This is a genomic window from Paenibacillus sp. J22P277, assembly GCF_059383675.1.
Genome location: NZ_JBXENS010000008.1, coordinates 569,459 through 594,781, shown reverse-complemented (window position 1 = coordinate 594,781; position 25,323 = coordinate 569,459). Strand labels below are relative to the sequence as shown.

Genomic DNA, 25,323 nt, shown 5'->3' with positions numbered 1-25,323 from the left:
GCAATCTATTTCTGTGCGTTCGCTTTGTCTTGGGACGCCTGGATTTCCTTGGCCACGGCGTCCGGCTTCTTCACTTTGCCGATCAACTCCTGCAGGCCCACGCCTACGTCGGCGCCGACGCTCGGCTGCACGATCGCGTCGAACGCTTTCCAGGAAGAAGACGCGCTCGCCATCACCTGCAGCACTTCGGAGATCAGCGGATCCACGCCGGACAGATCGGAGAGTTTCATCGACGGAAGCACCTTGTCTTCGAGCAGCGTGCGCTTCTGAATTTCTTCATTGAAAAAATTCTTGATAAACGCTTTGACCATCGCCTTCTGGTCGTCCGTCAAGTTGGACGAGAAGCCGAAGCCGTTGGAATAGCTGGCGTTGATCGAGGTTTGATCGCCTTTGCCGCCCGCGATGGACGGGAAAGAGAAGTAGCCGATGTTGCCTTTCAGGTCGCCGGCTTCGTCGCCCGTGAACCGGTTGGCGTCCCAAGTGCCGGTGAATACCATGGCCGCATCGCCTTTCAGGAATCTCGCGCCCTGCTCCGCGTACGGCAGACCGAGCGAGCCTTTGGTGAAGTAGTCGTTGTCGACGAGCTTCGCGTAATCCGCGAAGCCGGCCACGAAGTCGGGATCGGTCCACTTCGTCGCGCCCGTGACGAGCCCTTCGAAGCCCTTGATGCCGACATGGCGCTCCATGACGGTATTCCACAGCATGCCGTTGACCCAGGCGTCCTTCGCGGCGAGCGCGAACGGCGTCTTGCCTTTCGCCTTGATCGCATCGGCGAGCGTGAGCAGCTCGTCGAACGTCGTCGGAACGGTCAAGCCCATGTCCGCGAACAGCTTCTTATTGTAGAAAACGCCTTCGCTGTAGCCGCCGAACGGCAGGCCGTAAACTTTGCCGTCGATGGCGAATTCGTCCAGGCTGGCAAATTGGTCCTTGATGCCGAGTTCGTCGATGATCGGCGTCAGGTCGAGCATGCGGCCCGCCTTCACGTAGAGGTTCAGATCCGCGCCTCCGAACACTTCGAAGATATCGGGCGGATTGCCCGCCGCCATCTCCGCCTTCAGCTTCTGGTCGCGGTTGACGACCTCGTCGATGCCTTCCAGGTTGATCTTGAGGCCCGGATTCTCCTCGAGCGTCTTCGCGACGACGTCCTGGAGGATCTTCAGCCGGACCTTGCTCGTTTCCTTGATCTGCGTGTGGCGGAGCGATAAGGTCACGTCCTTCGCAACCGGTTCGTTCGCCGGTTCGTTTACCGGTTCCGTGCTCGAATTCGCGGGAGCGTTCGCATTGGAGTTCGCGGGTGCATCGGCGTTCGCGTTGCCCGTTCCCGCCGTATTGTTCGCGTTGTCGTTCGCGGAACCGCAAGCCGAAAGAACGAGCGATGCCGACATCAACGTCGCCGCGGCGATTGCCAAGCCTTTCTTCATCGAAAAGACCTCCCCGTTTATATGGTGTTCATGGTTCCAGGCTCTTGCCGCCGTTGCTTACAAGTCAATTATAGTAGGGGATGGAAAAAAGCAGGAGGTCGAAATTACGATGGGTCCGGGCGACTTTTCGACGGAGGCGGCGGGGGAGGGGCAAACAAACGGCCCACAGGAGGCGAATATCCTGCGGGCAGCGTTTTCAATCAGAGGATAATACCCTTCATGTCAGGTTAATTGACGTACAAGCTCTTACCAGGCGTACGCACGGGGCGCATCTCCGCCGGGACCCGGGAAAATCTCGTCGATGCGCGACAGGGTCGCTTGATCCAATTCCACTTCGACGACACGCAGGGAACGCTCGAATTGTTCCAGCGTCCGCACGCCGATGATCGGCGCGGTGACCGCGGGATTGGCCAGCAGCCACGCCAACGATACGACGTCTTCGCGCTCGCCAAGCTCATCGCAAAGTCCCGCGTAGGCAGCCAGCTGCGCCGCATGCTTGTCCAGGCGGGACTTGTCGCCGCTCCGTTTGCCGGCTCCGCCCCGGTTGATGTTGCCCGCCAGAATGCCGCCGTCCAGCGGGCTCCACGGGATGACGCCGATGCCGAGGCCTTGCGCCGCCGGCAGCACTTCCAATTCCGGCAAACGGCAAAGCAGGTTATATTTATGTTGTTCCGATACGAGGCCGAGTATGCCGCGCGCCTTGGCTTCTCCCTGCGCTACGGCCAGATCCCAGCCCGCGAAGTTGCTGGCGCCGACATAGCCGATCTTGCCTTGGTTCTGGGCGATCTCGAACGCGTTCCACAGCTCGTCCCAGCCGACGTTGCGGTCGACGTGGTGCATCTGGTACAGTTCGATGTGATCGGTCTGCAGGCGCTGAAGGGAACCCTCCAGATGGCGGCGCAGCTTGTAAGCGGACAAACCGCTGGCTTGGTTCGGACCGTCCGTCTTGTCGTGCATGTCGCCGTGGAACTTGGTCGCCAGCACGGTGCGTTCGCGGCGTCCGCCGCCCTGCTTGAACCAGCGGCCGATGATTTCCTCGGTGCGTCCGGAATTCTCGCCCCAGCCGTAGATGTTGGCCGTATCGAAAAAGTTGATGCCTGCGTCAAGCGCCGCATCCATGATCTTGAACGCCTCCCGCTCTTCCGTATCCACGCCGAAATTCATCGTGCCGAGGCATAGACGGCTGACCTTCAAACCCGAACGTCCCAAATACGCGTACTTCATTCTCTCACTGCTCCTTTGGATGTAACCGGATACAAACAGCCCTATGCGAAGGTAATGGTTTCCCCTCGCCGTTCTCCGGTTTCGATTGAAATCGATGAAATAAAAAAAATGAGGAAGGGAATCCCAACCTCATCATTATATAGAAAAGCAAGCGGCAAAAGAATGTCATGAAGTCTTATTTACCGGAACGCATATCCGTAACCGCCTCCCGGATCGCACGGTAGAACTCGCGCCACTGCGGGGCCGCGCCTGCCGGGCCGACGGCGGGATCTCCGCCGTCCTCGCGGTCCGGGCCGATCTCGGGTCCCGAGCCCCCGGCGAGGTCCGCCGTCGCCCGGGCTCCGGCGTCGGCTGCGGCCGGCGTGCCTCCGTCTGTCGGCACTGCACCGGGCGCCGCACCTGTCGCGGCAGCCGCACTGCCGTCGCCGCCCCCGGCTATTCCCGAATGGCCGGCCGCCGCCCCATCGGCGGTCCGCCGGCCGTTCTGCCGATCGGCGATGGATTGCCGCACGCCGGATCGGCCGGCGTTTGCACCGTTTGCCTCCGGCTTACCGGAATCGGCTTGCCCTGCCGCGCTTCCCTCGATCGTTTGCTCATCCGCCATGCCGTTTGCCCCCTTTGCTTCGCGGCGGTCCGCCGCGCTCGCTTACCCTTTCAGCCGATGCTTCCGCAGCGAGAACAGCTCGCGCAGCTCGTCGGTCGACAGCTCCGTGATCCAATTCTCCGAGCCGCTGACGACTTGGTCGTTCAGCAGCTGCTTGCGCGAGATCATATCGTCGATCCGCTCTTCGAGCGTGCCCAAGGTCACGTATTTGTGCACCTGCACGTTGCGGCGCTGGCCGATCCGGAACGCCCGGTCCGTCGCCTGATTCTCGACGGCGGGATTCCACCACCGGTCGAAATGAACGACATGGTTTGCCGCGGTCAGGTTAAGTCCCGTGCCGCCCGCCTTAAGCGAGAGCACGAACGCGCAGCCGGGCACCGCTTCGTTCTGGAAATTCTCGATCATCGCGTCGCGATCCGCCTTCGGGACCGCGCCGTACAGATACGGCGTCGGCAGGCCGATCCGTTCCTCCAACAGCCGTTTCAGGGTCGCACCCATCTCCACGTACTGCGTGAAGATCAGGCAGCGCTCCCCTTCCGCCGCGATTTCCTCGACCATTTCGAGCAGCCGCAGCAGCTTGTTGGAGCGTTCGGGGTCCCAAGCGCCCGGGGACAGGTCGCGGTCTTCCTTCAGCAGCAGGCTCGGATGATCGCAGACCTGCTTCAGCCGCGTCAGCGTGGAGAGGATCATGCCGCGCCGCTGCAAGCCCCCGGCTTTCTCGAGTCCCGTCATCAGCTCGGCCACGATATTCTCGTACAGCGTCCCCTGCTCGACCGTGAGCGACAGGTACATGTTCATCTCGTTCTTCTCCGGCAGCGAGAGCTGGATGGCCGGATCCTTCTTCAACCGGCGGAGCATGAAGGGCTTCACCCAGCGCTGCAGCTCGGCGATCCGATCCGCGTCACGCTCCTTCTCGATGGGAAGAACGACCGCCTTGCGGAACTCATTCAAGCTGCCGAGATAGCCGGGATTCGTGAAATCGTACAAGGACCACAGCTCCGTCAGCCGGTTCTCCATCGGCGTTCCCGTAAGCGCTACGCGATGATTCGCCGACAGCCGCCGGATCGACGCGGATTGCTTCGTATAATAGTTCTTGATGTTCTGCGCTTCGTCCAGGCAGACGACGTCCCAAGCGACGTTCGTCAGCTCGGTCTCGTCGATCGGCGCAAGCGTATACGACGTGATGACCAGATCCGCGTCCGAGGCCGCGGCGGCGAACTCTTCGCCGCGCGGACGCTTGGGTCCGTAGTGCACATGCACGCGGATGCCCGGCGCGAAACGCTCCAGCTCCTTCTCCCAGTTGCCGATGACCGAGGTCGGGCAGATGAGCAGCGACGGGCCGAGGCCGCTGGTTTCCATGACATGCTGCAAATAGGCCGTGAACTGGATCGTTTTGCCAAGGCCCATATCGTCGGATAAGCAAGCCCCCAGACCGAATCGGCGCAGGAATGCGAGCCACGACACGCCCTGCAGCTGGTAAGGCCGCAGTTCGCCCTGGAAAGCTTCCGGTTTCTCGACGAGCGGCAGCTCGCTGGATTCGTTCAGCTTCGCGATCCAAGCCGTCAGATGCTCGTTCAGCTCGACCTCCGCGATAAGCGCTTCGCCGATCTCGCTCTCCGGCTCCAGCTCCGTGCCGCCGCGCAGATGCATCTCGAAGACGTCCCGCATCGTGAAGCCCTGCTTGCCGCCGTTCTTCTTGAGCCACCGCCGCAGACGTTCCATGTCGCCGGGATCGAGATGCACCCATTCGCCGCCGATCTGCATCAGCCGTTTGTTTTCGGCCGCCAGCTTCATGAACTCCGCTTCGCTCAAGTCGACGTTGCCGACCGCGAGCTTCCAGTCGAAATCCACGATCTGCTGCAGGCCGAACATCGACTGCTCCGCGGAGCCGACGGAGGACTTGACCTTCGCCTTGAGCTTCATCTTCCGGCTGCGCGCCGCTTCCCACCAGCCCGGCAGCAGGACGGAGCAGCCCGCGGCAAGCAGCTTGACGCTCTCGTGCTCGAGGAACTCCCAAGCCTGCACATCCGTCAGCTCGGTGATGATTTCATGCGATACGGCGCCGTTGTCCGATCGATCGGCTGGCCGCGCCCACTCCGCGAGCGCAGTCGCCCATTTTGCTTCTTCCCTCGCCAACCGCGCGGCAAAATGCGGACGCCATTCCTCCGGTGCTTCATCCGGAAGCGCGAAACGGTCAGGCCCGCCGTCTACCGCGCTAGCGCCGGCGTTCATCGCAGGCTCGAGCGTGAACCATTGCCCGCCTTGCGCCCGGTCCTGCATGGCCGGACGCAGCCGCCAGCCATGCCGTTCGTTCGGCTCGAGCAGCTGGAGCGCGATCCGGAACGGCACATGATCCTGCTTCATGCCGATCGAGACGAGCCAATCGTCCTCGTCCGCCGCTTTCGTCAGCAGCGCTCCTTCGCCGGCGGCTTCCGCGGCTCCGCGCCATGCCTCGGCCGCGGCCGGGTTGGCGGCGATCAGCTCCTCGACGATCGCGCTGAGCCAATCCTGCACCGCGTCCAGATCGCCGCCGGCTTCCAGCCGCGGAACGAGCGCGCGCCAGGTCTCCAGCGCTTCCGTCTCGCCCGGCGGCAATTCAAGCCGCCATGCGCGCGCTTCCGAGCCCCAGCGCGACCAATCCGGCGAATACCAGCCGTTCAGCAGCGCCTGGCGAAGCAGCGCCGCCAGCTCGGATAAGCCCTGCACGCGGGCCGTCCATTCGACCTCGAGCAGCCGGACAGGCTCCGGCGCCGACAAATAATCCATGGCGATCGCCGCCGGCAGCACCATCTCCGTCTGCTTCAGCCGTTCATTGCTGCTTTCTTCGATTTCCGCGCCATACCAGGAAGCCTCGTGCCAGGCGAACAACAGCCTCCGCAACCGGATCGTCAAGCCGGCGGCATGCGCGGCGGCGAGCACGATGCCCTCGCCTGCCCTCCAGAACCCGTCGACGACGATCGTTTCCGCGCCCGTGTATCCTCTCATGTGACGATCTTTCCTCTCCAAAGCTCTTCCTGCAGCGCGCGCAGCCGCTGATGCTTCCGAACGATGCCGTCCACGAACCGGCTCCACGCTTCATGCTGCTTTTCCGCTTTATACAGCTTCTCCAACCGCTTCATCAGCTTGACCGCCTGCCGGTAGCCCTGCCGGTTCCGCGAACGTATCGCGCCGTCGATGGCCTGGTGGTACAGCGGGTACAGCACGCGCGGCGCCGCCTTGCCGATCTCCCGCATCAGCTGCACGTCGATCTCGTCGGGCTCGATGCCGAACAACAGCTGCAAATCCGCCCATTTCTCGTACTGCCGCAAGTCGAGCCAATGCTCGGTCAGCGCCGAATACGAATACGGCAGGAACGAGATCAAGTACCTTTGCCATCGCGAACGGTCCGGCTGCTGCCGGTCCGCCAGCCGGCACATCGAGAGAAAAGGGCCGAACGCCTTCGATTTGCGGTCCTTCGACAGCCCTTCGTACAGGTAATCGATCCAATCCTCCAGCCTGCCCCAATCCCGCTCCTCCAATCGCTGCAGCGCGCAATCGCAGGCAAGCAGCGCCGTCCGGTTGAACGCCGTGCGGCCCAGCAGCTCCATCGCGTCCCCGTCGCGGTCGTCCGCGAACGCCAGGAACGCAAGCGCCATCGGCACGAAGAAGAGGCCGTACGCTTCCGGCGTCCGCCGAAGCTGCGCCCGCAGCAGGGACTCTTCCCGCGCCGCCCAATCGGCATCCACGATCAATCGCGACCACAAGGCGAAATAAAGCGTCTCCCAGCGATGAAGCTGCTGCTCGCGGTCCATGTCGCGGTTGTGGAAGACCGCCACCAGGCTTTCCACGGCGGCCCGTTCCTCCGGCGTCAAAGACGCGGGATCCAGTTCGGCGGCAAGCTCCTGGTATTGATTGATCCACGGCTCCGTCATTCGGGCGAACGCCATTTCGTAATAATAGCGGCTGTAACTGTCCGTATGGGAATACGCGCGTTCCGACTGTTCCAGCACGAAGGCGATGCCGTGCATCCAGTGCAGCCGGCGCTGACCTTCCCGCCAATTCTTCGACGCGGATTTGATCGAGGTCAGTACCGCCTGCAGCGGATGTAGGGAGTGCCGGCATTGCCGCCAGACCTCGCCGTGCTTCTCTTCCATATCCTCCAACCAGCGCTCGGGCTGGCGCTCGATCGACGCCGAATCGCCGGCATTGGCTTCCAGGACGGCCTTGCCGCCGAACGGAATGCCGCTCAGGAACCGGTTATGAATGTCGTCCGGGCTTTCCCCGATCGTCGCGCAATACGCATAAAACACGGCCGCCATGTGCTTGCAGGCGCCTTTCACGGGGCAGGTGCAGGTGCTGAACTTGAAATCGTCGCTGTCCAGCGTGACCGCGTAGATCGCCGTCCCTTGCACGACGCCGTAAACGGAAAAGCCCTCCATCACCTGAACGGAGAGCACCTTCTCGCGGCGGTAGTAATCGAAGCCTTTCTCCAGCACATCCAGCGGAACGCTGTTCGCGATCGCAGCCGCCAGTGCCCGAAGCCGCCCCTCATCCAGCTGAAAAAACGTGCTCATGGCGCCCCCCCGTTCGTTTAAACCCATTCCTCCCATTATACCACATTCGACGGCGATATTACGCTTGCGCGCAAGAAGTTGCATCCGTAAGGGCAAACAACAAACAAAACGACCCGTAAAAGGCGCCCGTGCGGGCCCTTCCGCGAGTCGACGTTGCTTCCCTCGGAGGGATCGTCTTAATGATCGCTTCCGATGCCTTGATAGAAATACCCCAAGCCGCGCATCCGCCCGGCATCCATCATATTGCGCCCGTCAAAGAAATTGGGCTGCTCGAGGAACGCCTTCGCCTTCGCCCAGTCCAGCTTCGCGAACTCGGCCCATTCCGTGCACAGCATGACCGCATCCGCCCCGAGAAGCGCTTCCTCTGCCGCGGAACAGACCTTCACATCCCGGTAGGAGGACCGGTCCGGCAGCGTCGCGACGGGATCGTACAGCCGTACGCTCGCCTGCTCGCGCAGCAGCCGGTCGATCATCCGCAGCGCCGGCGCTTCCCGAATATCGTCCGTATCCGGCTTGAACGCAAGGCCCAGAACCGCGATCTTCTTGCCCGCCAGGCTTCCCAGGCGCGCCCGCGTTTTGTCCAGCAGGTAGGCGAATTGGGCTTGATTGACCTCCATCACTTGATCCAGGATGCGCAGGTTCACTTCGTGCTTTCTCGACGTCATGACCAGCTCCGAGACGTCTTTCGGAAAACAGGAGCCTCCGTACCCCAGGCCGGCTTGGAGGAAGCTTGGCCCGATCCGCGGATCCAGTCCCATCCCGTCGGCAACTTCTTTGACGTTGACTTCCAATTCGTCGCACAGTTTCGCAAGCTCGTTCATATACGAGATTTTCGTGGCGAGAAACGCATTGGACGCGTACTTGATCAGCTCCGCGGTCCTCGGCTTGGTCACGATCCATGGGCAGCGGAACGAACCGTACAGCGTTCGAAGCTGCTGCGTCGCCCTCGCGCTGTCCGTGCCGATCACGATGCGGTCCGGCCGCAGGGCGTCTTCCACGGCTTTGCCTTCCCGCAGGAATTCGGGATTGGAGGCGACATCGAAACGATAGGGCTGCCGCTGCGCCGCTTCGATCCAAACTTTGACCTGCTCCTGCGTGCCCACGGGGACGGTGCTTTTGGTGACGACGAGCTTGTAGCCGTTCATCGCGCGCCCGATATCCTCGGCCGCTCGCTGTATATAGCGGAGGTCCGCGTTGCCGTCCGGCCGCGAAGGCGTCCCGACGCAAATGAAGATGACGTCATGTTCGGCGATGGCGGTCTCAGAATCCGTCGTAAAGAGCAGGCGGCCGCTCTGCACATGCTTGGCGATCAGGTCCTCGAGGCCGGGCTCGTGAAAATGCAAGCGTCCCTGCCGCAGCCGTTCGATCTTGCCGGCATCGATGTCAAGTCCGGTGACCTGCCAGCCCGATTCGGCGAAAACCATGGCGGTCGTGGCTCCTACGTAGCCCGTGCCGATGATCAAAATGTTCAAGGTTCGTTCACTCCTTCGTCGATGCGCACGCCGGCGAAGATGGAATGATCGCCGATGATGACGTTTTTCAACGGGAAAGGAAGGTCTTTGGCATGAACCCCGTTTAGTATGATGCTGTTCTCGATCTGACAGTTATCGAGTTTGGAGCCCGCGCCTACCGAAACATACGGGCCGATCCGGCAATCCTTCAGCGCGCAGTCCTTCTCGATCGATACCGGTTCCACGATCGTGCACCCCTCCAGCCGGACGGAGTCGTGAATCCGGTTCTTCGACGCATCCGCGCCGAGCAGTTTCTGATTGGCCTTCAACCACCGGTCCATCGTGCCGACGTCGATGTTCAGCTGATCGGTCACGTGGTACGCGACGGCTTGCCGGCGTTCGATCAACCGCTGGATCGCGTCCGTGATTTCGTACTCTCCCCGCTTGGAAGGCCGGATGTCCTCGATCGCGGCGAAAATGTGCTTCGTGAACGCGTACGCCCCAAGCACCGCCAAATTGGACTTCGGATTCGCCGGCTTCTCCTCGAGACCGACGATGCGCGCATCCTGAATATCCGCGATGCCGTAATCCTGCGGAACCGCGACTTCCGCGAGCAGCAGGGATGCTTGTACCCCGCCAAGCTCGATGTCGTCCTTCAGCGCGGATAACGGGGCGGAAATCAAATTATCCCCCAGAAGCAGCAGGAACGCCTCGTCCGAAACGTAAGCCTGCGCTTGCTTGACCGCGTGCGCGATTCCTCTGGCCTCGTGCTGATAGATGTACGTGATCGAAATGCCAAGCGCTTCCCCTTCTCCGAATTGTTCGCGAATGCCCGATTCCTGGGATGGATGGATGACGATGCCGACCTGATCTATGCCGAGCTCCATTAATTTCACGATCGATAATTGCAGCAGGGGCGTATTTGCGACAGGTATGAGCGTCTTCGGCCGACTGTAGGTAAACGGATATAATCGGCTCCCTTTTCCCGCACAGAGAATCAATCCCTTCAACAGCCTCTCTCCCCTCTTCATCAACTGCTATTATTCTATGAAAACAGTTTTCACTTGGTATAGGCCATATGCTACGCACGGTTAATAATGTCGCTGAATTTGATGAATGCGCCGTGCCCTGCTCTGAAGTCCGCTCATATCCTACAATGAATGCCTATGGAAGACACTTACCTAAGGAGCTGGGGACGTTTGAGGATTGCTCAAATCTCGACGAATACGATTCCTGTCCCGCCGAAGGATTACGGGGGCACGCAGCGCGACGTTCATTATTTAACGGAAGAATTGGTCAAACGGGGGCATGAGGTGTTTCTGTTCGCCAAGAAAGGATCGACCTCGAACGCGACCCGAACGTTTGAATACGAATCCGACGATCCGCGAGAACAACTCGACTTCATCATTCGAAACCTCCCGGAAGACGTGGATATCATCCACGATCATTACGGCATCGTCGCCAAAGCGAATCCGCCGATTCCGACGATCTGCCAATCGCACTCCAAAGGAATCAAGAGCCGCGTGCAGATCCCGGTGTACGTCAGCAAATTCATCCTGCGCAAGTACGGGAAACGCCGGGGCTACGCCGTCTACAACGGCATCCGCATGGACGATTACACGTTCCGGACCGCCAAGCAGAAATATCTGCTTTTCCTGGGGAGATTGATCAAGGAAAAAGGCGTCCACCTGGCCATTAAAGTCGCCAAGAAATCGGGCAGGCGGCTCATCATCGCCGGCACGCTGAACGACAAGAACTATTTCAACGCCAAAATCAAGCCGCATCTGGGCAAAAAAATCCGCTACGTCGGCACGGTCGGCGGAGACCGCAAACGCGAGCTGCTCGCCAACGCCAGCTGTGTCCTGTTCACCTCGACATGGGATGAACCCTTCGGACTTGTTCTCGTCGAATCGATGGCAAGCGGCACGCCCGTGCTCGGCTTCCGGAAGGGCGGCGTCGCCGAGGTGCTCCGGGGCATGCCGTCGCTCCTGTGCAAGACGACCTCCGGCATGGCGGCGAAGGTCAAATACCGCAAGCGGCTGCCCGCGGCCCGCAGACTCCGGCGCTATGCCAGAACCCGCTATTCGGATACCATCATGACCGATTCCTTCCTGAAGCTGTACCGCAAGGTCATCAACAAAAAATTGTATAAAATCAAGAAAAATACATTGTGGAACCGACGCAAGGCCAAGCTTCAAGCCGCGGCGAATGGAGATGACGACTAAGATGATCACCGTGATCGCCTGTACGATGAGAGCTGCCTTCATCGACAACGTATTCGAAAATTACGACCGGCAGCTCTGGAAGAACAAGCAAATGATCATCGTCTTGAACAACGACAGCATGGATATCGAACTATATCAACAGCGCGCCAGCCAGTATCCGGAGAACGAGGTCCGCGTGTTCCAGCTGCCGCAAAAATACACGTTGGGCAGATGCCTGAACTACGCCATTAATTTGGCCGAAAACGGCCTCATCGCCAAGTTCGACGACGACGATTATTACGGCCCCAAGTTTTTACGCGAAGCCGCCCGGGCGATCAAACGGGGCAAAGCGTCCATCGCGGGCAAGCATACCGCTTACCTCTACTTCAATGCGACGCGGGCGCTCATGGTGTTCCGCCGCGGCGGCGAATGGAAATACAAACGCAGCGTCAAAGGCGGCACGCTGGTTTTTCGCAAATCGGTCTGGCGGCGGGTCAAATTCTCCGAGTACAAAAAGTCCGGCTCGGATTCGAACTGGCTCGGCCGGTGCCTCCGGCGCGGATTTCGCATCTACTCCTTGTCCAAGCGGCATTACGTCTGCATCCGGCGAAAAAACTACAACAGCCATACGCAGAAAAAGAGCACGCGGCGTTACATGTCGCATTGCCGCCTGGTCCGCCGGACGAAATATTTCAAGCGCTTCGTCAACTAGCGCGGGAAGCGCGCGGAAAAACAAGCAAGGTCAACCCGCCTTCCGGAGTTGACCTTGCTTCGTTCGGGCGTTAACGGTCCTTCCGCGCGCCGTTGCCCAGCGTCACGAGCTTCGCGCCCGGACGAACGTCGGCGACGACGTTGCGCGTGTCGTACACGAAGGAGCTGTGCTCGGCGATCAACCGGACCGGCAATTCGTCATGATGCGTCAACACAAGCAGGCAATCCGCCTCTTCGAGCGCGGCCGCGGACAATTCGCTGCGCCCCATGACGCTCCCGTCCGGGAGCTGCACGGAAGCGAGGTACGGATCGTAATACCGTACGTCGGCGCCGCGCGCAAGCAGGGCTTCCATGATCGCCATGGCGGTCGATTCCCGCGCGTCGGCAATGTTTTGCTTGTAGGCGACGCCATAGATCAGAATGCGCGCTCCGTCGATGGTTGTCCCCGCCGGCAAATGCTTCTCGATCTCTTGAACGAGGTAGGCCGGCATTTGGCGGTTGATCTGTTGGGCGGCCTCGATAAAACGACTGGCCGGGCCCGACTGGACGGCTTTCCATTGCAGGTACAGCGGATCCACGGGGATGCAATGCCCGCCGATGCCGGGACCGGGATAAAACGCGCTGAAGCCGTACGGCTTCGTGGCGGCTGCTTCGATGATTTCCCAGGCATTCAAGCCCAACCTCTCGCACAGCATCGCGATTTCGTTGATGAAGGAAATATTGATGAACCGGTAGCTGTTCTCGAGCAGCTTCATCGTCTCCGCGGCTTCCGTGGAGGAGAGCGGGATCACGCTGTCGAACGCTGTCCGGTAAACGGACGCAACCCGCTCCAGGCAAGCATCCGTCACGCCGCTGACGATCTTCGGAATCTGATGAATGCCCAGGCTGCGGTTGCCGGGATCGATGCGTTCGGGAGAATAAGCCAAAAAAAAGTCGGTTCCCGCACGCCTGCCGTTCGTCTCCAGCAGCGGCTTGACCCGCTCCGCGGTCGTCCCCGGATAGGTCGAGCTTTCGATCACCACGAGCTGGCCGCTTGCCAATACGGGCGACAGCCGACGGCACGCGTCGAGCAGGAATCCCAAATCGGGGGCGCCGTCCGGGGCTAACGGAGTCGGCACGCAGATAATGACGGTCTCGGCTGCCGAAGCCATGGCGTATCGGTCGGTGAACGCCAACCGTCCGGACGCGATGCCCCCGAGAATATGCCGGTCGGGCACGTCCTGAACATGGCTGCTCCCATTCCCGAGCGCCTCCAGCTTGCGCGTATCGGTATCGAGCGCGATGACCCGGTATCCGCGCGCGAGGAAATTCATGGCCAGCGGCAGTCCCACGAACCCAAGTCCGATGATGCATACCGTTCCCGCCGCATCCTGGTTGTACGCTATCATGCTATCTTCTCCTTCCGACGCAGCTCTCTTCTATAAACTATGATTCGAGCTTGGAGTCGGCCTATGCGCATAGCCTGTTGCGAGCATCCATATTTTCATAGGAGGCGAAAAAGATGTCCACGAATGCGAACGCGGGCGTCACGGTCGTTACCTCGACCATCCGGACCGAGCATATGCGGGATCTGTTCGAGAATTACGCCCGCCAGGAATGGCGCGTCAAAGAGCTCATCGTGATCGTCAACGACAACGGCATCGCCACGCGGCCCTACAAGGAGCTTGCGCGTCAGTACGCCAACGTCCGCGTCTTCCGCGTGGATGAGCGCAGGAATCTCGGAGCGTGCCTGAATCACGCGGTCGCCCGCGCGAGCTATCCGTATATCGCCAAATTCGACGACGACGACTATTACGCGCCCCATTATCTGGCTGAGGCCATGCTGTTGTTCGCCAAAAAAAAAGCCGATGTCATCGGCAAGCGCTCCTGTTATTTCTTCTTCCCCCACCGATCCGTCCTGCTGCTGCGCAAAACGACCGTAAAACCTTACGGGCGGTGCAAGCGCATCGCCGGCGCGACCATCATGTTCCGCAAACGCGTATTCAAGAAAGTCGCCTTCTCGACGAAGGTGAAGGCCGGATCCGACGTCAGGTTCGTTCAAGCCTGCATGAAACAGGGCTTCAAAGTATTCACGACCTCTTCCTACAACTTCGCCGCGTACCGCCGCGCGAACCGCAAATCGCATACCTGGCAGGTATCCGAGGCCCGGCTGCTCGCCTCGAAAGGCGCCAAGATCATCCGAACGGCGGATTTCAAGCCTTACGTGGACCGCACGCTCGACCTGCTGCCCCTGCCGAAGGGGCTGGCGCCGCATGATTCCCAAGGGGCGAACGAGGCGAATGGCGCGAACGGAGCAAGCGGTATGAACGACGTGAACGACATGAACGGCATGTTTGGCGCCAACGGCCAGTTCGGCGCTTTCGACATGGCTCCGTGGCGGTAACGGCCGTTATTTCTTCGCGTACGCTTTGGCATACCGCATGATCTTGCGGAACACCTTGCGGTCCGGATGCTTTTTGAAAATATAGGGATCCGGTTTCGTGTTGACCTCCAGGATCCAGGGATGCATCGACTTATCCATCGCGACATCGAGCCCGATCACGTAAACGCCGGGAAATGCCTGCTGCATCGCCATGCCCGCCTGCGCGCCGAGCTTCGACAGCGCGTGCAGCTTGGAAGCCGGTTGGTCCGTATGCGCGCGCAGCAACGCGTCCGCGGCGACGATTTTGCCTCCGCTGTGGTAGTTGGTCACGATTTTGTTCTTGGCGGCGACTCTTCCGATGATGCCCGTTGTTTCCCAGGTTCTGGAGGGACTCCACTGCACCATGACGCGGAGATCGAACCTTCTGCCCCCGTATTTCAGCAGATGGATTCCCTTCTGCACGAGGTAGCGCCTGCTCCCCGTACGACGCTTGATCGAGCGGTACAAGTCCGAATAACGCGCGAAATCCCTTCTCTTGTTGCCGACTTGGTAGCTGTAGACGTCGCCGCGCCGTTCCACCCGCATCACCCCGTTGCCGTACATCCCCAGGTCGGGCTTGATATAGACCATGCCGTATTGATTCAACCGATCGAGCAGAGAGGCGCCCGTCATTTTCAAGGTATCGGGCACGTATTGGGCGAGCGGCGCGCTTTTCCGAATGGCGGCCGTCTTTCTCCATTTGCTTCCTACATAACGCGACATAAGATTCCCCTTTTTAGTCGTCTCCTGAATTTGTATTACAACCTATTCAACGTTTTCGCGCTTGTTGCTAGGCGGCTGACATTAGCAGATAGATGTACTAGAAGCTCGGCGTCGAGGCAATGTGATAGAGTACGTTCGCGGATAAGAAGAAAATCGCGCGGCGGAACGGCACGCAATAAAGAAGGGCAGCCCCGCGAGCCATCAAAAATGGCTTTCGGGACTGCCCCTCGGCAATGAGGATCCATCCGTTCGTCTGCAAGAGCAAATGCGAATCAGTACGGAATCTTGACGATAAACGTTACGGTGTCCGGCTCGTCGACCGCCATCGATATGACGCCTTTGTACTTATCGACGATCGACTTCACGATATGCAAGCCGAGGCCCGAATGGCCGCCCGTCTTGGACGAATAGCCGGCTTTGAACAGCGGCTTGTCCTTCAGCTCGTCGGCGCGCGTGCACGTATTGCTGAGCGTGAATTGAAAGTAACCGGCTTTCTGGCTGGCCGACAGCCGCACGCTGCGGATGCTCTCCTCGTAGGTCATGACTTCATCGAACGCATTGTCGATCAGGTTCCCGAGGAGCCTCGTCATGTCGAGCGATTTCATCCCGAGCTCCAGCTTGTTCATGTCGGTGAATTCCGTCGCGAAGCGGATCTTGAGCATCTCGGCCTGCAGCATCTTGGAGCGGACGAGCGCCGCGAACGCGGGATTGCCGATGCTGATGATATCGTTCATCTGATGAATCTCGCCCGTCAGCTCCGCGCTGTACGCTTTCAATTCCTCCGTCTTGCCAAGCTCCGCGAGCGAATGGATCGTCTGGACGTGGTTCAGGAAGTCATGCCGCTGGGAGCGAATCGACTGGAACAGCCCGTTGATCTCTTCCAGGTACGTCTCCTGCGCTCTTCGCGCCAGCTTGTCCTGCGAGCGGCGATAGGCCGTTACGATCCAATACAGGATGAGCAGGCTGAGCACGGTCACGCCGGCGATAATGAGTCCGATATAGAAAAACTGCTTGTCGAGCGTGTCTTGGATCATGCTGTAATCCGCCACGAGCGAGAGCACGTACCGCGGAATCGGCTCGCCTCCGCCGTCGAGCATGCTGGCCACTTTCGTGTTGACGTCGATCGGAATGAACAGCTTGATGACATGCTTGCCGTTTACGTACGTATCCTTGTAAACCTTGTCGTCGGTCTCGTTCGCCAGCTTCACGTTCGCGGTGTCGTTCTTGTGCTTGAACGTATACGCGCCTGCGATAACCGGATTTTGCGTCAGGTGACTCAGCTTGTCGCCGTTGTCCGTGATCGTCTGCGGGGTGCCGTCCGGGAACGTCGCCGGATTGATGAGCGTGATTTCCTGCAGCCATCGGTTCGCCAGCAGCGTCTTGGCGATCAGCTTGCCGACGCCCGTAGCCGAATCGTAGTCCAGCTGCCTGCTCTCGTAGCTGATGTAAGGATCGGTCATATAGTTCGTGGTGCCGTCGTAGTAGTAGCCCCATTTATGTATCTTTTCCGTCTCCGTGGTGGAGAATTCGAAAGGCCCCGTCCAGAAATTCGTCAACGATTGTCCCCAGTCGATGCTGACGGTCTTGTCGTCGTAAAGCTGATTGAACGCCTTGTACCACGGATCCCAGCCGTCGGTCTCGTAGCCCAGCTCCTTGGGATCGGAGGATTTGTACAAAACGATATTGTCCTTCGTCCGTTTCAGCAGCGTAATGTCGACCAGATCCAACTTCTTCGCCAGCTCCTCGAGCTGATCGTTAGACACCTTCTCGACGTCCGGATCCAGCGCGTACTGCGTCGCGATGGAGGCCGCGCGCAGCTCGCGGCCGATCTCGGCCTGGTAGATTTCCGCGCCGTCCCGCGAGCTCTCGATCGAGATCCCGATCTGCTTCGCGACGGAATCCAGCTCATGCTGAAGCCCGTCTTCCAGCGAGTTTTTGGTCGTCAAATAATAGATGGTGTTATTCGCACCGAGCAGAACGGCAATCAAGATAATGATCAACAGCCAAGCATTACGACGCATTCCCCGAACTCTCCGTTCAAATCCTTATTTTATGCGCATTCGCGGATTATAAGCAACCTGCCAAACGCTCTCATTATGACCGATTTCCCACGGTGTGACAATGTAAGAATTGCACAATAATGGAGCAATAGTGCAGAATGCTCGGATTATCGAAAAACGATTTCAGATAAGTTGGTATTTTCGAATTCTCTGACCGGAGACCTGCATCGGAAAAGGCGGGACGGCGGTCGCTTCGCGCGAAACTTTTGCGGCGGCCGCCGTTGTTTTTGATTACAATAAATTACAATATATTCCTTTTGTAAATCAATTCGTTCCGCTGTCGTCCGCCGGGCGCGGTTGCCGCGAACGGGGTTAATGAACATTCCTGAGTCGTTCGTTGCATATCGGACAATAACGGACGGATTAGCGATTGAATAAATCGCTCCGCGCTGACTATCATTATAAGCAACAACGATTGTTTAATCGACGTCAGTTGAGACCTATTAAACGGAGGGAATCTACTATGGACCATTTGAAATCAAAAGTCGTTCTTATTACGGGCGCATCCAGCGGAATCGGGGAGGCCACGGCCAAGCTCCTGGCCCAAGGCGGAGCGAAGGTCGTACTGGGCGCAAGAAGAGACGACCGTCTGCAAACCATCGTGCAGGACATCCGGCAAGCAGGCGGCGAGGCCGCTTCCATCCGCGCCAACGTCACTTCGCAGGAAGAGATGCGCAATCTGGCGCAATTCGCCATCGGGCAATACGGCCGCATCGACGTACTCGTGAATAATGCCGGCATCATGCCCGCATCCTCGCTTCATGAGCTTAAGGTCGACGAATGGGATCAAATGATCGACGTCAATATCAAAGGGGTCCTATATGGCATTGCCGCGGTCCTGCCGATCATGAGAGAACAGCAGTCGGGCCATATCATCAACATTGCTTCGGTTGCCGGCTATCAGACCAGCAAAACGAATGCCGTATACAGCGGCACGAAATTCGCGGTCAGGGCCATCTCGGAAGGCCTGCGCCAGGAGGAATCCCCGACCTCCGGCATTCGATCGACCATCGTCTCCCCGGGATTGACGGAATCGGAGCTGCTGCATACGATCAGCAACCCCGATATCAGAGCGATGGCGAGTCAGATGAGCAGCAAAATGGCGATGTCCCCGTACAGCATCGCCAGGGCGATCGCCTACGCCATCAACGAACCGGATGATGTCGGCGTGAACGAGATTATCGTCAGGCCGACCGTATTGCCGTGATCGCGCTGGCTCGTTCGACGTTAAACGCGATGCGTGAAGGCGGATAGCGTTCAAGTAGGAGGACAAAAAGACGGCAGCCGGTATCCAGCTGCCGTTTTCGTCGTCCATAGCCGAACGCTTGGCTGTCATCGCCTAGGTCCGCATGCCCTTGAACCAAGCGAGCAGCGCCCATTTGCGCTCCTGGCGCTTCTTGTACCGGGGCAGCGACCGGTAGATCGTCCCGCACTCGGCCAGCATGCGCTTGGCTTCGTCCCGCTGCCCGAGCTGCGCGTACAAATCGGCGAGCCTGTAATACGCTTCGATCGAAGAGGAGTGGATGCCGCGGAATGCCTGCAGGTAACCGATCGCCTTTTGCGGGTCTTTCTTCGCGTGAATGGATGCCAGACGCAAATACGGCGTGCCGTATTTGACGCGGGGATTGATGGAGAGCGCGTTCTGGATCGCCGCCTCCGCCGCCTCCGTCTCGCCCAGATGAACGAGGCAGGCGCCAAGGTCATCCCAGAATTCCGCGGAGTTCTCCAGCGCATCCTGCAGCGGCATAAGCCACGACTTCGCTTCCGCGTAGCGCTTGCGTTCGATCAGCAGCCTCGCAAGTTCGTGCTTTGCCGGAATATCGTTCGGATTCATCGCGATTTGCTGCCGCAGCCGGCGGATCGTCCCGAAACGGCGCAGCGGTCTTACGATGCTCGGCGTGAGCCCGAGAAACCGGCGCTCGAGCGCGTACAGGATGACCAACAGGACGATGATCCCCAGAAACGGAATCCCCAGCAGCCGAGCTAAAAACAACAACAACAATATTTTGACCATGATGCCACCTGCCGCACGCTAAGAATGTAAAACCTTCCATTATTGTACACGAAAGGCGACGCGTGTCATAGCGGCAAATGCGCGCTTGCGCCCTGTCCGGCTTGGGACGTACACTGGTAGCACGAATGCCAACCCTCAATGAGAGAAGGAGAAAATACATGCTGGACGAACTGCGCGGCAAGCTTCCCGAATGGGTGGCGGCGAGCCGGCTGCACGCAAGCGAGGGACGCGTCGCCTCCTATATTCCGGAGTTGGCCAAGGCGCCGGGCGCGGCGCTCGGCATTACCGTCATGGGACAATCCGGGGAATCCGTTTCCGCCGGCGATACGGAGCTGCTCTTCACCATGCAGAGCATCTCGAAGGTGTTCACGCTGCTGCTGGCGCTCATGGACAACGGCGAGGAAGGCGTCTTCGCCAAAGTCGGCATGGAACCGACCGGGGACGACTTCAACTCCATGCTCAAGCTGGAGCTCGTGGAGCCGGGCAAGCCGTTCAATCCGCTGATCAATGCCGGGGCGATCGCGATCTCGTCGTTGATCCATGGCAGCACGCCGACGGCCAAGATGGAGCGCGTGCTGGCTTTCTTCAACGAAGCCGCAGGCGGGGCAAGCCTAGCCGTCAACGAGAGCGTCTACCGCTCGGAATCGGCCACGGCCCATCGCAACCGGTCGCTGGCGTATTTCTTGAAAGACAATGAAGTGCTGGGCGAGGACATCGACGTCGAAGACGTGCTGAGCGTCTAATTCCGGCACTGCGCGGTGGAGATCACCTGCGGGCAGCTTGCGCGGATGGCGCTCGTGCTCGCCCTCGGCGGCGCCGATCCGGCAAGCGGACGCCAGCTCATACCGAATCGCTACGTGCAGATCGCCAAGGCGTTCATGCTCATGTGCGGCATGTACAACGCCTCCGGAGAGTTCGCGATCAAGGTCGGCATTCCGGCCAAAAGCGGCGTGTCCGGCGGCATTCTCGCGGTCGTCCCCGGCCGGTACGGCATCGGCGTCATCGGTCCGGCGCTCGGCGACAAGGGCAACAGCACGGCCGGCGTGCACCTGCTGGAAACGATGTCCCGCTCGCTGGCGTGGTCGATCTTCTGATCCGCCGATCGGCGCTCATGCCGCTGTCCGCCCGTCAAATCGGCAAAAAAAAGGCTGTACGGGATCTCATCCCGTACAGCCGTTTTGCGTGAACCGATACCGACTTAACCGACGTGCATCATCATTTCCGGCTGTGCGCCTTCCTCGCCTTCGACCTTCGCCGGACGGCGGAGCATCAAGCCGAGCACGGCGCCGAATACGGCGATGAACGTCAGCACGAGAAACGTGTCGCCGAACGACATCGAGTAAGCGTCGAGCGGGCTGCTCGCGGTCGGCGAATGGATCGACATGCGTTTCGCCAGGATCGTGGAAAGCCCCGCGACCGCGAACGAAGTCATGACCTGCTGTGCCGCGTTCGTCAAGGACGTTACGCGGCCGACCAGCTCGCGCGGTGCCGCCTGCATCAGATGCGTGTTGAGCGGCATCATCGACAAGCCCATGCCTGCTCCGAGGAGCGCCAGCGGGCCCATGATCATCATCATGCTGGATTCAGCGTCGACGCGGGACAGAATGAACGCCGCGACCGTGACGAGCAGCATGCCGGTAAAGACGAGCGGCCTGGCGCCGACTTTATCGAACAGCTTGCCGCCGATCGGCATGAACACGCCCGCCGCTATCGCTTGCGGAAGCATGATCAAGCCGGTGTCGAACGCGCCTTTGCCGTGCGCGTTCTGCAGGAATACCGGTACGAGGAACATCGTGCCGAACAAAGCGATCTGGGAAATCCACTGCACGACGATGCCGCGCGTGAAATCCGAGGAGCGGAACACGCGGAGCTCGAGAAGCGGATCCTTCTGCTTCAGCTCGGCGATGACGAACAGGATAAGCGCGACCAAGCCGACCGCGATGCCCGTGATCGTTTTCGCGGAATCCCAGCCGTTCGCGCCTTCGCTTACGCCGTAGGACAAGCCCGCGAACGCCAGCGGCGCCAAAATAAAGCCGAACCGGTCAAGGGCGGCGACCGCTTTGCGCTCGATGCGCGGCAGCGTCCGGATGCCGAGCAGGATGCCGATGACACCGATCGGAATGTTGATCAGGAACAGCCATTTCCAGCTGACGGATTCGATCAGCCAGCCTGCAAGTACGGGACCAAGCGCAGGAGCAAGCAAAATCGGGATACCCATCATGCCCATGACCTGACCGACTTTATCGGGCGGGCTCAGGCGATAAGTAAAGGCCATCGCGATCGGAAGCACCATGCCTCCGCCGAGACCTTGAAGAATACGGAACGTAATAAGCATTTCCACGCTCGTGGACAGGGCGCACAGAAGCGAACCTACCGTGAACAAAAAGACGGAAATCAGAAACACCTGTTTCGCGCCGAACCGGTCGGACAACCAGCCCGAAAGCGGGATCGCGGCGGCTTGCGCGAGCGCATAACCCGTTACCGTCCAGCCGACGATTTGAAACGTGGAGTCAAACTCCTTAATGAAGCCCGGAATAGCGACGTTGACCGCCGTACCGTCCAAGACGACCATGAAAATACCGATGATGATGGCTGCAAGCGGGGCCAAAATTTTCTTGATGGAAAACGGCTCCTCGTTACTCGCAGCGGATGTTGCCTGTGCCGACATGCAAACCCTCCTACCCAAATCTGATTTCCGCTCGGGCGGCAGCTCCTCGAACTGACATTGACCCTCCGCCTTACGTAAGGTTACAATGATAGTAGAAAAGGACACTTGTCGCCTTGCGGTTCTTTATAAATGGACAATTGTCCGCTTACTCACTTTACAGCTTACCTAACAACACGCCTATTGTCAATGAAAGACGTTGTAAAGGTGCGATATAAAACAGGGGGGTCATCGCTCATGCAACAACGCAATGAACGGAAGGACGCCGCCAGACACCGCGAAATCATTCTCGACACCGCTTCCCAGTTGTTTCACGAACACGGCGTCGAAGGCGTAAGCATGCATCAAATCGCCAAATCCGCCGGCGTCGGCCAAGGAACTTTATATAGACGCTACTCTTCGAAAGCCGAGCTGTGCCTGGAACTGCTGACCGACAGCTTCAGCCGGTTCACGAGCAGCATCGAGCACTATCTCGCGGAGGCGGCTGGCAGCTCCGCCCGCGAGAAGCTGGAAGGCTTCGTCTCCCGCTCGATCGAGTTCGTCGCGCGCGAGATCGAATGGCTGAACGCCATCAAGCCGTCGGAATGGTGTGCGGAAGACCGGACGAGCGTCTTCGAATCGGATCCGTTCCTCTACGTCACCGGCACGCTGAGGGCCATCATGGACGAAGCGGTCGCCAAAGGGGAGACGCCTCCCTTCGATACCGATTTCGCCGCCTTCACGGCGACGGCCTCGTTCAATCCCAGCACCTTCTTCTATCTGACGAAGGACCGCGGCTGCTCCGTCGAGGAGATCAAAGCGAAGTTCGTTCAGTATTACGACCGGTTATTTTTCGCCTGACGCGTCACGGACGCAAACAAAAAGGACGTTCCCGCGGACAGGGCTGCAATTGCCCTGGTCTCGCGGGAACGTCCTTTTTGCCGTTGCCTGCTATTGCTTTGCCTGCGCTTTGTTCCAGTCGCTCAGAAACTTCTCGATGCCGTTATCCGTCAGCGGATGCTTCCAGAGCGACGGCAGCAGGCTGCCAGGTATCGTCGCGATATGCGCTCCGGCAAGCGCGGCTTGCTCCACGTGGCCGATGCCCCGGATGCTCGCTGCTATGATTTCCGTCCCGAAGCCGTAATTGTCGAGGATCGTCTTCAAATCGCGCACGAGCTGCATGCCGTCCGCGGCGATGTCGTCGAGGCGGCCGATGAACGGGCTGACGTACGTCGCGCCGGCCTTGGCCGCCATCAAGCCTTGCGCGGCGGAGAAGATCAGGGTGACGTTGGTGTGAATGCCCTTGCGGGAGAGCTCGTTGCACGCATAGAGGCCATCCTCGGTCATCGGCAGCTTGACGACGACGTTCGGCGCCCACTGCGCCAGCTCGTAGGCTTCCCGCAGCATATCCTCGGCCTTCGTGCCAATGACCTCGGCGCTGACCGGGCCGGCTACGATGGAGCAGATCTCCTGAATGACCTCCTTGAAGACGCGTCCTTCCTTCGCGATCAGCGACGGGTTCGTCGTGATGCCGTCGACCAGCCCGAGCCGGGCGACCCGTTTGATTTCGTTCACGTTCGCGGTGTCCAGGAAAAATTTCATCGGCGTTCATCCTCCTGTTGCTTGAGATTCGTGAGGTTACGGCAGGCTGACTTCTATCCGCGGCGGCCTGCGGGGATCGGTCGATCCCGTCCCGGCGCGGCGCCGCTCCTCCTCTTCCTTCCCCGGCAGGAGCCGGACTTGAATCTCGCCGCGAGTTCGATGCCTGCCTGCAAGCTAGCCCATGAACGTGCGCTTCCTAACCTCCAAATGCCCCCGAACGGCAAATACCCGCCCATTTTTACGGATAACCGCACCACAGCATTTGCCCTTTCATATGATACTTTGACTGTATCCCTTAACCTTGTTAAACCATAAAAACCCGAGCAAGGAGGGGTGACAAAATTAATGGGTAGCGACCAGAAGAGCAAGTTCTTATTAACTCATCGTGAACGCGAGGTTTTCGAACTGCTGGTACAGGATAAAACGACTAGAGATATTGCTCAGCAGCTGTTCATCAGCGAGAAAACCGTTCGAAACCACATTTCCAACGTCATGCAAAAGTTGAACGTTAAAGGTCGTTCACAAGCGGTTGTCGAGCTTATAAAGCTTGGGGAATTAAAGATCTGACGTCCTCCTCACCGCATACCTTGCTCAGCCTTCTTGCAGTAATTCCGTTCTCGGGCGGAATTAGTGCTAGAAGGTTTTTTGACGTCTTGCCGCGGCCCGCGGCTTCCTGCATCCTATGCCGGCTGCACAAAAAAGAACCGCGATCCTCTAGGAATCGCGGTCGGCACGGCATGCGGGTTATCTTCGCCAATACGCTTCGTGCGGATATCGGTATTGCTCCGGCTGCTTCGGCGCATGCACCGCGAATGCGCCTTCCGGACGGTATCGAAACGGCGTCTCGCCCTCCGTATAAGAGGCGGTTTTGCGCCGCTCGATGCAGTCCAGCAACAGATGCTGCTTCTGCGTCAGATACTCCAGCGTGTGCGGACCGAACCCCGCTTCGATCTCCCCGGGACGGAATTCGTAGTAGACGGTGCGGCGCAGCGGATTCCCGTCGCCCGCGGGCGAGCCGTGCAGCACTTCGATGTTATGGAAGATCACGTCGCCGGGCTGCATCGGCACCGGGACGGCATCCTCCGTCGTGAAGCCGGGCCGGGCGCAGCGCGCGTCCGATTCGGCCTTCGTCCATTTGTTGCTGCCCGGAATGACCCAGAGGCAGGTCGACAAGTCCGCTTCGTCCAAGTAGAAATCGACATTGAAGATCGGGCGCGCGTCCGTGCAGCCTGCCGGGACGGCCGCATCGCGGTGCCACGGGACGATGACGCCTTCGTCCGGCGCCTTCAAAACCATGGAATCCCACGTCGGGATGAAATTGCGCCCCTGCAGCTTCTCGACCGAGCGAAGAATGAACGGATGGCCGAGCAGCGCCTTCATGGGATCGCTCTTGTCTATGACGTATTCGATGCGCCGCAGGATCGGTTGGCCTGATTTCACACCGACGCCATACATATAATCCGGATCGTTCTCCATCCCCGCGGCTCCTTTGTCATAGAGCGCATGCATCTCCCGCTGCACCACCGCCAGCTCCTCGCCGGCCAAGACGCCGCGGATCACCAGAAAGCCGTTATCCAAGAAATATTGCGCCTGTTCCTCCGTGATGCCATCCTGCGTACGCGCGTCCGCGACCAAAATATCCGCATCCGTCGACCCCATTGCAATCGCTCCCTCGCCTCGAATGTTCGCTTCATACCGTAAGTATAACGAG

General features: G+C 59.5%; 20 protein-coding genes and 1 pseudogene. 7 read left to right on the top strand and 14 right to left on the bottom strand.

Annotated elements, in window-relative coordinates:
* Positions 1-5: 5 nt before the first annotated feature.
* The 7 genes from AC50YL_RS29495 to AC50YL_RS29465 all read right to left on the bottom strand — a co-directional run bounded on the left by AC50YL_RS29495 (position 6) and on the right by AC50YL_RS29465 (position 10,263).
* A complete protein-coding gene (locus tag AC50YL_RS29495; protein ID WP_494836701.1) occupies positions 6-1,421 on the bottom strand; it encodes an extracellular solute-binding protein in 1,416 nt (471 codons plus the stop codon).
* Positions 1,422-1,667: 246 nt separating this feature from the next.
* Positions 1,668-2,645 (bottom strand): aldo/keto reductase, encoded by a 978-nt coding sequence (locus AC50YL_RS29490; RefSeq protein WP_494836699.1) that lies wholly within the window; start codon positions 2,643-2,645, stop codon positions 1,668-1,670.
* Between the two features lie 175 nt (positions 2,646-2,820).
* Complete coding sequence (locus tag AC50YL_RS29485) at positions 2,821-3,249, bottom strand: hypothetical protein (RefSeq protein WP_494836698.1); 429 nt, start codon at positions 3,247-3,249, stop codon at positions 2,821-2,823.
* A gap of 42 nt (positions 3,250-3,291) precedes the next feature.
* A complete protein-coding gene (locus AC50YL_RS29480) occupies positions 3,292-6,234 on the bottom strand; it encodes a DEAD/DEAH box helicase (RefSeq protein ID WP_494836696.1) in 2,943 nt (980 codons plus the stop codon).
* A complete protein-coding gene (locus tag AC50YL_RS29475; protein WP_494836695.1) occupies positions 6,231-7,802 on the bottom strand; it encodes an SWIM zinc finger family protein in 1,572 nt (523 codons plus the stop codon). The genes AC50YL_RS29480 and AC50YL_RS29475 overlap by 4 nt, the downstream gene beginning before the upstream one ends.
* Before the next feature lie 176 nt (positions 7,803-7,978).
* On the bottom strand, positions 7,979-9,274 hold the full coding sequence (locus AC50YL_RS29470; protein WP_494836694.1) for a UDP-glucose dehydrogenase family protein: 1,296 nt from the start codon (positions 9,272-9,274) through the stop codon (positions 7,979-7,981).
* A complete protein-coding gene (locus AC50YL_RS29465) occupies positions 9,271-10,263 on the bottom strand; it encodes a sugar phosphate nucleotidyltransferase (protein WP_494836692.1) in 993 nt (330 codons plus the stop codon). Before AC50YL_RS29465 ends, AC50YL_RS29470 begins: the two co-directional genes overlap by 4 nt.
* Positions 10,264-10,452: 189 nt before the next feature.
* Between AC50YL_RS29465 and AC50YL_RS29460 the strand changes: the two genes are divergently transcribed.
* Both AC50YL_RS29460 and AC50YL_RS29455 read left to right on the top strand, forming a co-directional pair.
* Positions 10,453-11,478, top strand: coding sequence for a glycosyltransferase (locus AC50YL_RS29460; RefSeq protein ID WP_494836691.1), 1,026 nt, complete (start codon positions 10,453-10,455; stop codon positions 11,476-11,478).
* The gene (locus AC50YL_RS29455; RefSeq protein WP_494836690.1) at positions 11,468-12,169 is read left to right on the top strand and encodes a glycosyltransferase family 2 protein; all 702 of its coding nucleotides are present in this window, start codon (positions 11,468-11,470) and stop codon (positions 12,167-12,169) included. The genes AC50YL_RS29460 and AC50YL_RS29455 overlap by 11 nt, the downstream gene beginning before the upstream one ends.
* Positions 12,170-12,239: 70 nt before the next feature.
* Here AC50YL_RS29455 and AC50YL_RS29450 read toward each other — a convergent pair whose 3' ends face one another.
* The gene (locus AC50YL_RS29450; RefSeq protein ID WP_494836689.1) at positions 12,240-13,556 is read right to left on the bottom strand and encodes a nucleotide sugar dehydrogenase; all 1,317 of its coding nucleotides are present in this window, start codon (positions 13,554-13,556) and stop codon (positions 12,240-12,242) included.
* Positions 13,557-13,669: 113 nt separating this feature from the next.
* On the opposite strand from AC50YL_RS29450, the gene AC50YL_RS29445 reads away from it, so the two are divergent.
* The gene (locus AC50YL_RS29445; RefSeq protein ID WP_494836688.1) at positions 13,670-14,551 is read left to right on the top strand and encodes a glycosyltransferase family 2 protein; all 882 of its coding nucleotides are present in this window, start codon (positions 13,670-13,672) and stop codon (positions 14,549-14,551) included.
* Between the two features lie 6 nt (positions 14,552-14,557).
* Here the strand turns inward: AC50YL_RS29445 and AC50YL_RS29440 are convergent, their stop codons facing one another.
* Both AC50YL_RS29440 and AC50YL_RS29435 read right to left on the bottom strand, forming a co-directional pair.
* Positions 14,558-15,292, bottom strand: a complete 735-nt coding sequence (locus tag AC50YL_RS29440; RefSeq protein WP_494836686.1) for a YheC/YheD family protein — start codon at positions 15,290-15,292, stop codon at positions 14,558-14,560.
* Positions 15,293-15,564: 272 nt separating this feature from the next.
* Complete coding sequence (locus AC50YL_RS29435) at positions 15,565-17,313, bottom strand: sensor histidine kinase (RefSeq protein WP_494836684.1); 1,749 nt, start codon at positions 17,311-17,313, stop codon at positions 15,565-15,567.
* A 502-nt stretch (positions 17,314-17,815) separates the two neighbouring features.
* On the opposite strand from AC50YL_RS29435, the gene AC50YL_RS29430 reads away from it, so the two are divergent.
* Positions 17,816-18,559 carry an SDR family oxidoreductase gene (locus AC50YL_RS29430; RefSeq protein WP_494836682.1) on the top strand — a complete coding sequence of 248 codons (744 nt, stop codon included), beginning with the start codon at positions 17,816-17,818 and terminating at the stop codon, positions 18,557-18,559.
* 132 nt (positions 18,560-18,691) lie between these two features.
* Here AC50YL_RS29430 and AC50YL_RS29425 read toward each other — a convergent pair whose 3' ends face one another.
* On the bottom strand, positions 18,692-19,366 hold the full coding sequence (locus AC50YL_RS29425) for a tetratricopeptide repeat protein (RefSeq protein ID WP_494836680.1): 675 nt from the start codon (positions 19,364-19,366) through the stop codon (positions 18,692-18,694).
* 158 nt (positions 19,367-19,524) lie between these two features.
* On the opposite strand from AC50YL_RS29425, the pseudogene glsA reads away from it, so the two are divergent.
* Positions 19,525-20,460 (top strand): annotated as a pseudogene (glsA, locus tag AC50YL_RS29420) (glutaminase A).
* A gap of 104 nt (positions 20,461-20,564) precedes the next feature.
* Here the strand turns inward: glsA and AC50YL_RS29415 are convergent.
* The gene (locus tag AC50YL_RS29415; RefSeq protein WP_494836678.1) at positions 20,565-22,034 is read right to left on the bottom strand and encodes a DHA2 family efflux MFS transporter permease subunit; all 1,470 of its coding nucleotides are present in this window, start codon (positions 22,032-22,034) and stop codon (positions 20,565-20,567) included.
* 234 nt (positions 22,035-22,268) lie between these two features.
* Here AC50YL_RS29415 and AC50YL_RS29410 point away from each other — a divergent pair, with 234 nt between their 5' ends.
* Positions 22,269-22,871 (top strand): TetR/AcrR family transcriptional regulator, encoded by a 603-nt coding sequence (locus tag AC50YL_RS29410; RefSeq protein WP_494836677.1) that lies wholly within the window; start codon positions 22,269-22,271, stop codon positions 22,869-22,871.
* A gap of 90 nt (positions 22,872-22,961) precedes the next feature.
* On the opposite strand, the gene fsa is transcribed toward AC50YL_RS29410, so the two are convergent.
* A complete protein-coding gene (gene fsa / locus AC50YL_RS29405) occupies positions 22,962-23,612 on the bottom strand; it encodes a fructose-6-phosphate aldolase (protein WP_494836675.1) in 651 nt (216 codons plus the stop codon).
* 345 nt (positions 23,613-23,957) lie between these two features.
* Between fsa and AC50YL_RS29400 the strand changes: the two genes are divergently transcribed.
* Positions 23,958-24,179 carry a helix-turn-helix domain-containing protein gene (locus AC50YL_RS29400; protein ID WP_090641524.1) on the top strand — a complete coding sequence of 74 codons (222 nt, stop codon included), beginning with the start codon at positions 23,958-23,960 and terminating at the stop codon, positions 24,177-24,179.
* A gap of 177 nt (positions 24,180-24,356) precedes the next feature.
* Here the strand turns inward: AC50YL_RS29400 and AC50YL_RS29395 are convergent, their stop codons facing one another.
* On the bottom strand, positions 24,357-25,271 hold the full coding sequence (locus tag AC50YL_RS29395) for a phytanoyl-CoA dioxygenase family protein (RefSeq protein ID WP_494836672.1): 915 nt from the start codon (positions 25,269-25,271) through the stop codon (positions 24,357-24,359).
* Positions 25,272-25,323 lie beyond the last annotated feature (52 nt).

What these genes read in the sequence shown, in the direction of transcription:
- AC50YL_RS29430 (WP_494836682.1), top strand. Translation starts at nt 17,816, where the DNA reads ATGGACCATTTGAAATCAAAAGTCGTTCTTATTACGGGCGCATCCAGC.
- AC50YL_RS29410 (WP_494836677.1), top strand. Translation starts at nt 22,269, where the DNA reads ATGCAACAACGCAATGAACGGAAGGACGCCGCCAGACACCGCGAAATC.
- AC50YL_RS29425 (WP_494836680.1), bottom strand. Translation starts at nt 19,366, where the DNA reads ATGGTCAAAATATTGTTGTTGTTGTTTTTAGCTCGGCTGCTGGGGATT.
- AC50YL_RS29395 (WP_494836672.1), bottom strand. Translation starts at nt 25,271, where the DNA reads ATGGGGTCGACGGATGCGGATATTTTGGTCGCGGACGCGCGTACGCAG.
- AC50YL_RS29415 (WP_494836678.1), bottom strand. Translation starts at nt 22,034, where the DNA reads ATGTCGGCACAGGCAACATCCGCTGCGAGTAACGAGGAGCCGTTTTCC.
- AC50YL_RS29495 (WP_494836701.1), bottom strand. Translation starts at nt 1,421, where the DNA reads ATGAAGAAAGGCTTGGCAATCGCCGCGGCGACGTTGATGTCGGCATCG.
- AC50YL_RS29450 (WP_494836689.1), bottom strand. Translation starts at nt 13,556, where the DNA reads ATGATAGCGTACAACCAGGATGCGGCGGGAACGGTATGCATCATCGGA.
- AC50YL_RS29440 (WP_494836686.1), bottom strand. Translation starts at nt 15,292, where the DNA reads ATGTCGCGTTATGTAGGAAGCAAATGGAGAAAGACGGCCGCCATTCGG.
- AC50YL_RS29400 (WP_090641524.1), top strand. Translation starts at nt 23,958, where the DNA reads ATGGGTAGCGACCAGAAGAGCAAGTTCTTATTAACTCATCGTGAACGC.
- AC50YL_RS29485 (WP_494836698.1), bottom strand. Translation starts at nt 3,249, where the DNA reads ATGGCGGATGAGCAAACGATCGAGGGAAGCGCGGCAGGGCAAGCCGAT.
- AC50YL_RS29480 (WP_494836696.1), bottom strand. Translation starts at nt 6,234, where the DNA reads ATGAGAGGATACACGGGCGCGGAAACGATCGTCGTCGACGGGTTCTGG.
- AC50YL_RS29490 (WP_494836699.1), bottom strand. Translation starts at nt 2,645, where the DNA reads ATGAAGTACGCGTATTTGGGACGTTCGGGTTTGAAGGTCAGCCGTCTA.
- AC50YL_RS29475 (WP_494836695.1), bottom strand. Translation starts at nt 7,802, where the DNA reads ATGAGCACGTTTTTTCAGCTGGATGAGGGGCGGCTTCGGGCACTGGCG.
- AC50YL_RS29455 (WP_494836690.1), top strand. Translation starts at nt 11,468, where the DNA reads ATGACGACTAAGATGATCACCGTGATCGCCTGTACGATGAGAGCTGCC.
- AC50YL_RS29435 (WP_494836684.1), bottom strand. Translation starts at nt 17,313, where the DNA reads ATGCGTCGTAATGCTTGGCTGTTGATCATTATCTTGATTGCCGTTCTG.
- AC50YL_RS29445 (WP_494836688.1), top strand. Translation starts at nt 13,670, where the DNA reads ATGTCCACGAATGCGAACGCGGGCGTCACGGTCGTTACCTCGACCATC.
- fsa (WP_494836675.1), bottom strand. Translation starts at nt 23,612, where the DNA reads ATGAAATTTTTCCTGGACACCGCGAACGTGAACGAAATCAAACGGGTC.